We start from the raw sequence: 14,001 nt of genomic DNA on the forward strand, positions 1-14,001 counted from the left end.
TGGGCGATTTCTTTTGTACTAATCCTTATGGCTATTCATAGTCCAAAAGAGGATGGTGGTAAGAAATGACTATCGACACAATGATTGCGGTAGGTGGTTTTGCTGTTGCAACCGTTTCTGCTTATTCGTCTATGAAGAATGCAAAGAAACAAAATGATAGTGCAGACAGAGAATTCACTGTTGAGTCAATTAAAGAAATCGCTGATAGACAAATCGATTCATATAAGGTTGAAATGCAGGCTAGAACTGAAGACAACGAACGTTCTCAAAAAGAATTAAAAGAAGCTAGATTAAAGTTAACTGACACAATGTCTAAACTTGATGAAGCTAATGAAAAGCTTAGATTAAATCAAGAAAGTATCAGAAAGATGAATGAAAAGCTTAAGAGTTTAAAGAAGTCATCTGATGAAGTCAAAGATTATTACGAAAAACAAATTACACAGCTTAAAGATGAGAATAGACAACTTAAATCACGTTGCGAATATCTAAAAGCTGAACTAAATAGATACAAAAAAGGGGATATTAATAATGGACTTAACACAACTAATTAACTCAGTAGATCACAAATCACCAATTTACTACATTCTAATTGCAATTTATGTAGTTAGCATGCTTACACCATATTTCAAATCATTAGCAAAGAACACAAAACTAAATCATTTAGCTAGTCGTTCAGCTTACATTTTGGAAGAAGCAAAAGAAATTGTTGCACCAATTGCTAACGAAGTAGGCCTTGCTAATGCAGACCGTCGTGAAAAGGCTGTTGATAAGTTATATGCTTTCTTAACTGAACACAAGATTAATGTACAACGCAAAGATTTATATGCTGTTGTAGAAACCGCATATCAATACATGAAACAACACGGTTACTTGAACGACAAGCAACCTATTACTACACCAGCTCCTGAAGATTTAACAAAAGATGAATTAAATGCATTAACACCTAATGCAGATGCATTTGAAGATAAATCAGTTATTCAAAATGAACAAGCAGAACAACAAATAGATCAACAACAAGAACAACAAAACACTAAAGAAGGTGAATAATATGGCTTGGAAAACAATTTCTGATATTTCAAGTTATCAATCAGATAGCTTAGCTTTCATGAATCAATTAAAGTCTAATGGCATTAACGGTTTAATGGTTAAGCTCACTGATGGTACAACATATTTAAACCCCAAATCAGGTAATCAAGTTGGAAATGGCTTAAAAATATTTAAGACTGTTGGTTTATACCACTATTACCAAGGTTCACCAACAGCTGAAGCTAACTACTTCATTAAATGGGTTAAAGCTTTTGGGATGGATGCATCTACACCACTAGCAATTGACGTTGAAGACCCATCTTTGTATGGTGACATTACTTCACAAATCAACATCTTTTTATCGATTGTTAAAGCAAATGGATACAAGTGTCGTGTGGTTTACGGTAGTGCATCGTGGTTTAACTCAAAAAAGATTAATTATGCTAGATTAAGCGATAAGAACATTTGGGTAGCAAGTTATGGCAGTAGTCAACCAGGTGTTGACAGAACAAATTCATGGCAATTTACTGACAATTACAAAGGACTGCACGTAGATGCATCTTATGACTTTGACGGTACGTTAACTGGTGAACGTTTTACAAGTATAGTTCAACCAGCTAAACCTGCTGCTAAAGCTGTTCCATTTGTTACAGACGGAAGATTATTTTATTCTGAAACAGGAGTAAATGCCTATCATGATAAAGAATTATCAAGTCAACGTAGAGTTCGTTGGGGTAAGGGTTCTTATTTCTATGGTTCTACTGTGAAAGTTGGTAATAGATACAGAATTAAAACCGCAGTCGGATACGTTTCAGCGTACAAAGATTGGGTAAAGAAAGTTGAATAATAAAAAGCCTAGCAGTCATTTTGACTGCTAGGCTTTTTTTAGATTAACTTTCTTTTTTTAATTGCAATATTATTTCTTCAGGTGTTTTTTTATCACTTTTTTCACTAGAGAAGCAGAAACTAAAAATTTCAGAATTATCAGGTGTATTGGATGTTAAAAGATCATATAATTCAGGTTCTAAAGCTTTTGCTTTTAGTGTATTTTTTTCTGTCCTTTTGTGTCCAGCTTGATTTTTTCTGATAGCATAACAATATATCTTATTAATATCAGCTTGTTCTTCTAGACACGAACTAGAAATGGCCTTTCTTGCGCTTTCATTATTTTCATTAGGATTGGTTACTTTATCATCCATTTGAATATTTATTTTAGACAAAAAAGTAGGCAAAAAAGGACCACCATTTAAATAATCTATTTTAAAAAATTTTCTTATTTCATTTTGAATGTCCTTTAATTCATTCTTAGGGAATCCATATTTATCTATTAGATATGGTCCAATGTGTTGGTCAATAGAATTTGCTGAGTAAAATTCCAGACTCATTTTGTAATTTTTATGTTGGACAATTACTTGATCTTTAATTCCTTTAAAAATCATAAAATATTTCTTCTTTTTATAATTAAAGTCGCTAATTGAAATATATTGATTCTCTTGTTTCATACTTCTGAACAAGTCATCAATCTTTGGTAAATTAAAGTTATTCATAATGTAGAATCACACCTTTCTATAGGTATATTAATTATATATATTAAAAGTATCAACATGTTAGTATCTAATTTATAAAAAATTAATATATGTATACGCTTCTTTATAAAAACTTAATATATGTATAACCGTCCCCAAATTTTAGGCAAAGGACAGTTAAAAGGGCAGTTACTTCCGATTTCAATACCATCAAATCGCCTATAAATCGTGTGTTTATTGGTTTTTTTCTATGTGTTGGTTCGAATCCAGTATACTCAATTTCTAAAAATACATAAAAAAAGAACCGTCATGGTTAGTGATGGTTTTTTTATGTACGATTTTATAAATTATAAAATTACGATTAAAAGGAGAATGAAAAACGCTATTAGCCAAACACAAAGCAAAATACATCCACATGACTGCATCATTTGACCTATGTACCCAACTTTTTCCATAGTGGTAGAAGTTCTAGATCTCCTACTACTTGAATAATTGTCTATTGCCATGTCGTCATTTTGATTGTATCTAATTGTAGTTCCACAATAAGGACAATATCTTAGCATTCCAGTGTATACTTGTTGACAATTTGGACATCTATAATTCATATTAATTAACCCCTTTAAAAATATAATATAATTATATCACTTTGATTTTATAGTTATATTATTTTTCGTTTAATAAATTCTAAACAATCCACCAACTTCCCATCCATTTTCTTTCAGTATGTTAGAATCGAGTTAAACGAAGGATAAGGGGTGATTAGTTTGCAAATTATCAGTGATGTATTAGCGTTAATTGTTGCGATTGAAGCATTGTTTATTATGATTTTGGAAATGTTCTTCAGTCGTACCAAGATGGCTCAAAAAGCTTTTGATCTATCAATGGAATACCTATTTACACCTGAGACCAAAATTAGTATGGCTAACCAAGGACTATACAATGGTTTTATTGGTGTCGGTATTATATTGACGATGTTTGTTCTACCACAATCGATTGCAACTTTTAACCTATATCTATTTATAGGATTCGTTGTAGTTGCAGCTATCTTTGGTGGATTTACCGCTAACAAGAAGATTATCATCACACAAGGTTTGCCAGCCGCATTGGCATTGATCTCATTATTCATAACAAATAACATTTAAAACACAAACGTCACTGGATAGTGACGTTTTTTATTTACAAAAAAATCCTTATCATATGGCAGATAAGGATTCTTCGAGAAGATTATAGTATATGTAAAACCAACGCGATTAAGGCAGTTAAGATTGTCTTAATCATTAGTTGCCAGTTAATTACGCCTAACGTGAAAATAATGCCTTCAAAAACAACAAAAGCAATCTCAAAAATGGCTAGTTTTTTTAACTGCACATTATTAACAAACATAATGAGTATTTGTGTAATTAAACAAATTACTAGGGTGATTAGTGATAGGACGTAAAACCAGCTATATATTTGGGAAAATCCCTCAGTTACCATTCGATTAGAAGTCTTCAAAAGGGTTATGCCAAATATTAGACTAGAGATTAATAGGTATAAATTTGCGAATATACATAGTAATCGGACAGTCTTATTTTTATTCTTTTTCAATTTTTCTCCCCCTTAGTAGATATCAGATATATTGAAAAGGAATATTCGTATTTTACAACTTTAATATGAGAGAAAGGTAAAACAAAAATTTAGAATGAAAGATGAAAATAAAAAATCATTTTTCTTATATGACAATTTTATAAAGTAAAATTATCAATTTAATTGCTAAAAGGCTTTGGTATGGGGGATTGATGCCTTTAGAAAGATTTAACCATTATAACGGAAAATTATACACAGCGTCTAAAAATGGCATTTATATTTTATTGTATTCTTATTTGCATAATTGTTGATCAATTTTTTTGTTTTATTTCTTAAGTAGGCAAATGTTATAAAATAATAATTTGAAAATTGCTATATTTCGTAAAAGTAATAAATGTGTAATATTTTTATAAAAGTCCATTAAAGCCCTGTATTATAAGAGACTTTATGTTACAAGAATGTTAAAAATCACATCATTCTTAAATGAACCTTAAAATTTTCTTTAAAAATAATTAGATAAAGTATATAATTTCTTTTGTTTCAATTATAAATGATTAGTTAGGAGTTTTTAAGTTATGAATTATAACCAAGATTCAAAGTTACATTATAGAATGTACAAATCTGGAAAATCCTGGGTAATTGCTGCAGTTGTGGCTGTTACCATGGGAACTGGTTTCTACATGACTCAAGCAACAGCTCATGCTGATGCAAATCCTGCGACTGATAAGACGACTGTTCAAGCTACTGTTCAACCAACAGCAACTACCACAGCTGCCCAACAAGGCGCTGGTACTACTACTACCAAGAGTAGTGATGATAAAGGTGGAACTGCTACTTCAACCGTAACTACTGGAGAAGCCAGTGCACATAGTGACATTTCTGATAGTAAGAACACTAAAGAGTACAAGAATCCAGCTGGTACCAATGCTGCGAATTCAAACGGTACAGATGCCAACACTAACAACCAAACAGTGAATGCATCAAACGCTACTCCGGTTCAAGCGCCAGTTACTGGCAATGATAGCACCGCTAACCAAATCACCAGTAATAACGTTACTGTAGCTACTGGTGATACAAACAAAGATAACACTACAAGCAACAACACTAACAATACAAATACTACTGAACAAAATGCTAGTGCTAATAAGACTACTACATACAAGAAAGTTAGATTAATCAAGCCTAGATCATTTACCAACAGTCAAATTAAGCAATTCAATCAATACAATGTTCCAGTTAAGTTTACTAAAAAGTACGTAACTAACATTGATGGTTACCTAACTGCTGATACTTGGTACCAACCAAAGAAGATTTACCGTAATGGTAAGAAGTGGTCAAAATCAACCAAGAAAGATTTCAGACCAATCTTAATGTACTGGTGGCCAACTAAGACTGTTAAAGCTAACTACGCCAACTACTTTAACAAGTCACTAAACATTAATGAAAAGAAGAAATACACTGCTAAGAGTAATGCTAAGAAGCTAACCAAAGCTGTTTTAAATATTCAAACTAACATTGAAAAGACCATTACTAAGACTAAGCATGTTAAATGGTTACGCAATGCCATGACCAGTTTCATCAAGACTCAAAGCATGTGGAATGCTAAGAGTGAAAAACCAGTATATGGTTGGGGAAACCTACAAGGTGGAAGCTTCAAGTACGTTAACAGCAAGACTACCAAGAATGCTAATTCTAGATACAGATTGCTAGGTCGCGCTTACACCATGCAAAAGAAGAACAACTACAAGAACTACGAATTGTTACTAGCTAACGATATCGATAATTCAAACCCAGCTGTTCAAGCAGAAGATCTAAACAACTTCTACTACCTAATGAATATCAGTTCAATCCTAGGTAAGGGTTCAGATGGTAACTTTGATGGTGGTAGAGAAGATGCTACTGGTAGTATGGATTACGACATTACTCAATTAATTGAAAACTTCCAAACTAAGCGTTTCAACATGACATCAGACGCTAAGGCCAATGCTCACTTGAACCTACTTGAAGATGGTGCACCAGAATCACGTGTATCAGTTGCTCAAGATGGTAACAAGGGATTAACTCATGATATGGATAACACCAATACATTAGTATACCCATTCACCTTAGCGCCAGGTAAACGTAGTCAACTTAGCCAAGTTATCACTAATGACTGGGTTAACAGAGGTGACGACTACACAGAAAACCAAGTTACTCCAAACTACTCATTCCTAAACGTTCATGATGGCGTTCAAACATTTATTGCTAACATCATTTCTGATATTTCAAAGGATAACCCAAATGCTCCTACCAAGGCAGTATTGAACAAGGCTATCAAGATTTACGATCAAGATCAATTCGCAACTAACAAGAAGTATGCAGAATACAATATTCCAGCAGCATACTCATTACTACTTTCAAACAAAGATGTAGTTCCTCGTGTCTACTATGGTGATTTATATCTAGAAGGTGACCAATACATGGCTACAAAGTCACCATACTTCGACTCAATTACTACCATGCTAAAAGACCGTGTTAAGTACGTTTCTGGTGGTCAACAAATGAGAATGCAAGGAAACGACATTTTAACCTCAGTTCGTTTTGGTAAAGGCGACTTAACACCAACCAGTACTAGTGCACAAGGTCGTTTATCTGGATACTTATCAGTAACTTCAAACAACCCAGATGTATCAATTACTAGTCCAATCAAGATTTACATGGGTGCAGACCACAAGAACCAAGAATACCGTCCAGAATTAATGACTACCAAAGATGGTTTGACTGTATTCCACAATGATCAAGAAGCAAGCAAGTACGTTGTTAAGACAGATGATGATGGTTACCTATACCTAGATGGCACTCAAGTATTTGGTGCAAGCAACCCAATGGTTTCAGGTTACCTATCAACTTGGGTACCTGTAGGGGCAAGTGATAACCAAGACGTTAGAACTCAAGCTTCAACCAAGAAGAGTAAAGATGGTAAGACATTCCATTCAAACGCAGCCCTAGATTCACACGTTGCTTATGAAGGATTCTCATCATTACAACCAATCACTAAGAATAATAGCAAGAAGACCGATGTTGTGATCGCACAAAACGCAAGTTTATTCAAGGAATTAGGAATCACTGATTTTGAATTCCCAGGTCACTACATGCCAGTTCACAACGATTCATCATTCGTTGATACTACTGAAGAAAATGGTTATGCATTCTCTGATCGTTACAACTTAGGTATGGATGGTAAGTCAACTAAGTACGGTACTGTTGATCAATTAATCGACGCCAACAAGGCATTACATGCTCAAGGTGTTCACACATTAACCGACTACGTTATGAACCAACTATATGACTTAAACGGTCAAGAATTAACTACGGTTACTCGTATCGATGGTTTTGGTAAGAAACCTAAGAACAAGAAAGACCAAATCAACAACGCGCTATACGTTGCAAGTACCAAGAGTAGCAAGAAGGATTACCAATACAAGTTTGGTGGTAAGTTCTTGTCAATGTTGAAGAAGAAGTATCCTTCATTATTCAAACAAAAGCAAAAATCAACCAACGAACCAATTGATTCTAAGACACATATCAAGATTTGGAGTGCTAAGTACATGAATGGTACAAGTATCCAAGGTAAGGGTATGGGTTACCTTCTAAAGAAGAACGGCCAATACTTCAAGTTACACAAGTAAAAAGCCAATAAAAAAGAAGCTATCGTTTGATAGCTTCTTTTTGTTTACTTAACAGTAGCGCCAAGACTGCTTTTGAAGTGACTTAGTGCGAAGTCATGACCAGCTTGAGTTAATCCAGCAACACCTTTTTCATGCACAACCACGTCGTAGTTTAGGTTGTATGCGGAAATAGCAGTGTGTAGTACACAAATATCAGTGCAGACACCTACAAGGTGTAATGTATCAATTTTTCTTTCGCGTAAACGAAGATCTAAATCAGTTCCGGCAAAGGCACTGTATCTAGTCTTGTCGTACATGTATACTTTTTCTTCATCTTTGTGTTCGTTGTACCAGTCGTTTAGTTTTCCGTAGAAATCACGGCCCCAGGTGTCCTTTAAGTTGTGTGGTGGAAACAACTTGGTTTCAGGGTGGTAGGGGTTATTTTCTTGATGCAAGTCGGTTGGTAGGATGACCCACTTGCCATCTTGGCGAAATTCTTCGGCTAAATCAACAATGTAATCAACTAGCACTTGGCCAGGTTTTCCAACGGTTAGCTTTCCTTTGTCATCAACAAAATCGTTTGTGTAATCAATAATCAGTAGGGCTTCATTACTCATAATGGATAACTCCTTAATTAAATTACTACTATTATATATGAGTATTTACAAATAACCAGTTTTATTTATCGAAAATATAAGAAAAAAGTAGGACAAAATGTCCTACTTAAATTTTAATAAGTCTAAATCCATCACGTTTAAAATGTTTGTGATAATCACAATCCAATTCATAACTACCAATTCAAGATTAACGTCAGGAGTAAGCATGCAGGCAGCAAAGAAGACTAATACTAGGATTCCTAAAAAAACCTCCTTTGGTAGTATGCTTCTCAAAAAGAAATTACAGATAATTTGAATTAAGTAGCATAGAGCGAGGACAAAGAATAATAAGCCGATCATAACGGCATTTTCAATGTCGATACCATCAGAAAATGTGTATACCATTCCGGTCGCCATATATAAGGCCACCAGGAAGAATTCGCAGATTGAGATGATAATCGCGGCAATCTTACTGTTCATTTCATAACTCCATTTTTTAAACTGACAGTATAAAATAATACTATTTGCAACAAAATACGTCAAGTTGTTGCTTTTTATAGTATAAAAATTTTGTTATAGTATAATGTGATTATTCAAAAGATAAATCGAGGAAATATTTACCGAGGTCTAATATATGACTGGTAGAAATCCAGACGTCGTTAAACGCCATGGAGCTTGTATCGGTCATTTCACTGAAGTAATCCAAAAGGTGACTGTTTTCTTCTAAAAATGATCTATTCATGCGGTTAGCACGAATCCGATTTTTAGGGAAGAAGAGGTCAGGATTACCGACAGCAACATCGTCTTGAATTAGCATTTGGATGGCGTTGTTGTACTTATTATTATTAATGATGACCTTGTCAGGATTGTTTTTAACAAACGTCAAGACGTTTCTTAATGCATCAGAATTACTTCCCATAGTATTACTCCTTTGTGTGTATTTAATAAAAGGGTAATGCAATCCCTTTTAAAATCAACGAGTAGAGTATATAATAATCTTTTGAATTTTAAAACGGCAATTACTAAAAAATCGTTCGGAGTGAATGTAAATATGATAAAACTTGCTAAGAAGTATTTAGTATGGTGGGCAGTTGTTGCAGCTGTCCTATTTATGGTTGTACAAGTCTCATGTGACTTGTATTTACCAACCGTTACTTCTAACTTAATCGACAAAGGGGTCGCTCAAAATGATATTAACTATATCTGGACTCAAGGTCTTAAGATGTTAGGAGTTGCGTTTATCGGGGTACTAGCAGCAGGGGGTAATATCTTCTTTGCTGCCACCCAATCCCAAAAGATGGGTAAGAAAATTAGATCAGCTTTATATCGTAAGATTATTTATTTAGCTGACCAAGACTTGGATAAGTTTGGGGATGCATCATTGATTACTAGAAATACCAATGATGTTGTCCAAATCCAAAACGTAATGATTCAAGTATTAAGAATGATGGTAATGGCACCAATTATGTTAGTAGGTGCGATGGTATTGGCCTTTGTTAAGAGTCCACATCTTACCGTTGTCTTCCTATGTGCATTAGGTGTCTTATTAGTGTCTGTGTTTGTCATCATGTCATTTGCCGGACCTCTATTTAAGAAGTTACAAGGCCAAACAGATAGATTGAACTTGGTTTTTAGAGAAGGACTAACCGGTGTTCGTGTTATTCGTGCATTTAACCGTGATCAATATGAACAAGACCGTTTTGACAAGTACAACAACAAGTACGCTAAGACAGGAATTAGAGTTTTCATGCTTACTTCTTTAATGTTTCCACTTATGACTTTCATCCTAAGTGGAACCAACGTTGGAATCGTATGGTTTGGTGCCAAGATGATTTCTACTAACTCACTTGCTGTTGGTAACTTGGTATCATTTATGACTTATGCTACTCAAATCTTGATTAGTTTTATGATGCTTTCAATGCTTTTTGTATTTATTCCTAGAGCACAAGCATCTGCAAGTCGTATCAACGAAGTATTAGACGTTAACGATTCAATCGTTGATGATGATGAAACTGTTGAACCAAAATCTGATACTGCTAGTCTTTCATTTGACCACGTGGACTTCAGATACGGTGACAGCAAGAAGTTAGCACTTCAAGACATTAACTTCTCAGCTAAGGCCGGTCAAACCGTCGCCATTATTGGTGAAACTGGTTCTGGTAAGTCTAGTTTAGTTAACTTGATTCCGCGTTTATACGATGTTTCAAATGGTGAAATCAAGATTGATGACACTCCGATCAAGGATATGTCACAAAAAGAACTTCACAAGTTAATCTCAATCACTCAACAAAAGGCAGTCCTATTCACCGGTACTGTTAAAGAAAACATGATGTATGGTAATGAAGATGCTACAGATGATGAAATCTGGCATGCACTAGAAGTTGCTAAGGCAGCCGACTTCGTTAAAGAAGAAGGTGGATTAGATACCCGTGTTGAACAAAACGGGGATAACTTCTCTGGTGGACAAAAACAACGTTTAGCAATCGCTAGAACTATTCTAAAGAACGCTGATGTTTATGTATTCGATGACTCATTCTCAGCATTGGACTTCAAGACCGATGCCGAATTAAGACAAGCATTGAACAAGGATGAAAAGATTCAAAGTGCTGTGACAGTAATTGTTGCGCAAAGAATTTCAACCGTTGCCGATGCTGATGTCATCTTGGTATTGAACAATGGTAAGGTCGTAGGATCAGGTACTCACGCAGAACTATCCAAGGACAACCCATATTACCGTGCTATCTTAGACTCACAAATTAAGAAGGGAGATGACGACCGTGCATAATCATGGAAAAGGAAAAGGCGCAAAAGCAGAAAATTTCTGGTCAGCAACATGGCGCTTAGTGAAGTATGTTAAACCATGGATGCTAGGAATCATCTTCACATTAATCATGGCAATCGCTGCCGTGGTACTACAAATTGTTACTCCTAAGATTTTAGGGGAAGCTACTACTGAAATTTACAAGGGTGTTATGAAGGCCTTTGTAATGAAGAAACAAGGTTTACACGTTTCTTCAATTCCAATTGATTTTACAGCGGTTGGTCATATCTTAATTACAGTTGCTTCTTTATATATATTGGCTGCATTATTTAACGTTGGTCAACAATTCATTATGACTTACATTTCTCAAAAGGTTGTTTACCAATTGAGAAAGGATTTGAAAGCTAAACTGGAACGTTTACCAATCTCATACTATGACATTCATTCCAATGGGGATATCATGTCTAGAATGATTAACGATATGGATAACATATCTACAATGCTTCAAACCAACTTAACACAATTCATCACCAGTGTGCTTCTATTCTTTGGTGTGCTATACATGATGTTAACCATTAGTTTCTCACTAACATTGGTTGCTATCTGTACACTTCCATTGATTGGAATCATTGTAGGTGTAGTTGCTCCTAAGTCACAACGTTTCTTCAGTAAGCAACAAAGTCACTTGGGTGATGTTAACAGTCAAGTTGAAGAAAACTTTGCTGGTCACACCATCATCAAGACTTTCAACCGTGAAGAAGAGGCCATCAAGCAATTCGAAGAACAAAACGATAAATACTACAGCTACGCATGGAAGGCTCAATTTGTATCTAGTTTTATGTTCCCATTAATGAACTTCGTTAAGAACCTAAACTATGTTTTCGTAGCCATCTTTGGTGGAATTAAGGTTGCCGCTGGTGCCGTTACTTTAGGTAACGTTCAAGCATTCCTACAATACGTCAACATGTTTAACCAACCAATCACCAACCTAGCTAACTTAACGAATACCATTCAATCAACTATCGCATCTGCTGAACGTATCTTTAAGGTTCTAGATGAACCTGAAATGCAAGATTCAGATGTGAAGTTGGCACATGAAGAAACTAACGACAAGATTAAGTTTGAAGACGTTAACTTCAGATATGTTGAAGACACTCCTTTAATTAAGGACTTCAACCTAGACGTTCCAAAGGGAACCACAGTCGCTATCGTTGGACCAACTGGTGCTGGTAAGACAACCATCATCAACTTGCTAGAACGTTTCTACGATATCGATTCTGGATCAATCAAGCTAGATGGTGTTGATACTCGGGAATACTCACGTAGTGAACTTAGATCACACATCTCAATGGTGCTACAAGATAGCTGGTTATTCACTGGTACCATCTTCGATAACATCAAGTATGGTAATGCTAACGCTACCGATGAAGAAGTATATCAAGCAGCTAAGGAAGCTCAAGCAGACGAATTCATTGAAAAGTTACCTGACGGATACGATACTGTATTAAATGAAGCAGCATCAAACGTTTCTCAAGGTCAACGCCAATTAATCACAATTGCACGTGCATTCCTTGCTAACCCGGAAATCCTAATCTTGGATGAAGCAACTAGTTCAGTTGATACTAGAACCGAATCACTAATCCAAGACGCAATGGACCGTTTGATTCAAGGTCGTACTAGTTTCGTTGTTGCCCACAGATTATCAACTGTGCAAAACGCAGAAAAGATTATTGTGATGAACCATGGACAAATTAAAGAAACTGGTAATCACAAGTCATTAATGGAACAAAATGGTTTCTATGCTGACTTATACAACTCACAATTTATTGGTAACAATCTATAATTAGGTGATGAAGACGATGAAATATAATAAGACGGAATTGGCGATTCAAAAGTTAGTTGACGATGGAGTCGTTCCAGGCGTTAACTATGCATTTATCGATGAAGATGGCACTCAACGTCATCTAATTGGAAACAAGCAACTAGTGCCTAAAGAGATTCCTTTAGACGATAGTCATTTGATCTATGACATGGCATCCTTGACAAAGGTTGTTGGAACCACGATGGTGATTTTAAAACTAGTCGAAGACGGTAAGTTATCGCTAGAAGATTCAATTAGTGACTACTTACCAGAATGGCAATATCCAGAAGTGACCGTGCGTAATCTAATTACCCACACTTCAGGAATTGAGGGCTACATTCCACATCGTGATCAACTAGACCATGATGATCTAATCGATGCACTCTTGGGATTAAAAGCGGGTGCTGGTTTAAATCACGAAATGCACTATGCTGATGTCAACTTTATCTTCTTAGGATTAATTGCCAAGCAGGTGACTGGAAAAGCCATTCAACCTTTAATTGAGGAATTGGTCTTAAAGCCATTACACATGGTCAACAGTTCATTTCATCCTGATGCCGACAATTGTGTGCCAACCACATATGATGAAGAACACGTGTTGTTACAAGGCCATGTTCATGATCCAAAGGCACAGGTGTTAGGTGAGGACTGTGGTTCAGCCGGACTATTCAGTAATATGGATGACTTATTATTGTTTGTGGAATCTATATTGAATCCAGACGACAATCCAGTTCTAAGTTCTGACACAGTCCGTGGCTTTTACACTGACCAGACTAAGCATGACTTAGGAAGAAGCTATGGCTTTGAAAGAATTAATTACGAGGGGATGCCATTTATCTGGCAATCTGGTTTTACCGGAACCTTTATCGTGATTATTCCTGAAAAGAAACGTGCTATGGTATTTCTATCAAACCGCATTCATCCGGTATCACCAAACGAATATTATATTGAACGTCGTAAACCTTTGATTGAAACCTATTTAAACGAAAACAAATAAAAAAAGACGGATACTTAATGT

The 14,001-nt window shown here is 35.4% G+C and carries 12 protein-coding genes; 8 read left to right on the forward strand and 4 right to left on the reverse strand.

Translation table 11 applies throughout. The features are described from left to right. Positions 1–65 precede the first annotated feature (65 nt). From OEZ61_RS01730 to OEZ61_RS01740, 3 genes are read left to right on the forward strand one after another with little or no spacing between them, the layout of a single operon-like run. Positions 66–551 (forward strand): hypothetical protein, encoded by a 486-nt coding sequence (locus tag OEZ61_RS01730; protein WP_160184557.1) that lies wholly within the window; start codon positions 66–68, stop codon positions 549–551. Then, positions 529–1,047 (forward strand): phage holin, LLH family, encoded by a 519-nt coding sequence (locus OEZ61_RS01735; protein WP_160184558.1) that lies wholly within the window; start codon positions 529–531, stop codon positions 1,045–1,047. Before OEZ61_RS01730 ends, OEZ61_RS01735 begins: the two co-directional genes overlap by 23 nt. 1 nt (position 1,048) lies before the next feature. Next, a complete protein-coding gene (locus OEZ61_RS01740) occupies positions 1,049–1,873 on the forward strand; it encodes a GH25 family lysozyme (protein ID WP_290046729.1) in 825 nt (274 codons plus the stop codon). 43 nt (positions 1,874–1,916) lie between these two features. Here the strand turns inward: OEZ61_RS01740 and OEZ61_RS01745 are convergent, their stop codons facing one another. Continuing rightward, a complete protein-coding gene (locus OEZ61_RS01745) occupies positions 1,917–2,573 on the reverse strand; it encodes a DUF6037 family protein (RefSeq protein ID WP_290046730.1) in 657 nt (218 codons plus the stop codon). Between the two features lie 743 nt (positions 2,574–3,316). On the opposite strand from OEZ61_RS01745, the gene OEZ61_RS01750 reads away from it, so the two are divergent. Continuing rightward, positions 3,317–3,694 carry a DUF1304 domain-containing protein gene (locus tag OEZ61_RS01750; RefSeq protein ID WP_053795267.1) on the forward strand — a complete coding sequence of 126 codons (378 nt, stop codon included), beginning with the start codon at positions 3,317–3,319 and terminating at the stop codon, positions 3,692–3,694. 999 nt (positions 3,695–4,693) lie between these two features. Further along, on the forward strand, positions 4,694–7,786 hold the full coding sequence (locus OEZ61_RS01755; protein WP_290046731.1) for a glycoside hydrolase family 70 protein: 3,093 nt from the start codon (positions 4,694–4,696) through the stop codon (positions 7,784–7,786). A 44-nt stretch (positions 7,787–7,830) separates the two neighbouring features. Here the strand turns inward: OEZ61_RS01755 and OEZ61_RS01760 are convergent, their stop codons facing one another. From OEZ61_RS01760 to OEZ61_RS01770, 3 genes are all read right to left on the reverse strand, one after another. Further along, positions 7,831–8,385 carry an isochorismatase family cysteine hydrolase gene (locus OEZ61_RS01760; protein WP_198178192.1) on the reverse strand — a complete coding sequence of 185 codons (555 nt, stop codon included), beginning with the start codon at positions 8,383–8,385 and terminating at the stop codon, positions 7,831–7,833. Positions 8,386–8,484: 99 nt separating this feature from the next. Then, positions 8,485–8,841, reverse strand: coding sequence for a hypothetical protein (locus tag OEZ61_RS01765; RefSeq protein ID WP_263527686.1), 357 nt, complete (start codon positions 8,839–8,841; stop codon positions 8,485–8,487). 109 nt (positions 8,842–8,950) lie between these two features. Next, complete coding sequence (locus OEZ61_RS01770) at positions 8,951–9,280, reverse strand: hypothetical protein (protein ID WP_041152760.1); 330 nt, start codon at positions 9,278–9,280, stop codon at positions 8,951–8,953. A 132-nt stretch (positions 9,281–9,412) separates the two neighbouring features. Between OEZ61_RS01770 and OEZ61_RS01775 the strand changes: the two genes are divergently transcribed. The 3 genes from OEZ61_RS01775 to OEZ61_RS01785 are packed head-to-tail and all read left to right on the forward strand — an operon-like array spanning position 9,413 to position 13,980. Then, on the forward strand, positions 9,413–11,146 hold the full coding sequence (locus OEZ61_RS01775) for an ABC transporter ATP-binding protein (protein WP_198178183.1): 1,734 nt from the start codon (positions 9,413–9,415) through the stop codon (positions 11,144–11,146). Then, positions 11,130–12,965, forward strand: a complete 1,836-nt coding sequence (locus tag OEZ61_RS01780; protein WP_198178181.1) for an ABC transporter ATP-binding protein — start codon at positions 11,130–11,132, stop codon at positions 12,963–12,965. Before OEZ61_RS01775 ends, OEZ61_RS01780 begins: the two co-directional genes overlap by 17 nt. A 16-nt stretch (positions 12,966–12,981) precedes the next feature. Then, positions 12,982–13,980, forward strand: a complete 999-nt coding sequence (locus tag OEZ61_RS01785) for a serine hydrolase domain-containing protein (protein ID WP_263506808.1) — start codon at positions 12,982–12,984, stop codon at positions 13,978–13,980. The last annotated feature ends 21 nt before the right edge of the window (positions 13,981–14,001 follow it).

This window comes from Apilactobacillus sp. EABW-1NA (assembly GCF_030398685.1).
Lineage (GTDB): Bacteria > Bacillota > Bacilli > Lactobacillales > Lactobacillaceae > Apilactobacillus > Apilactobacillus waqarii.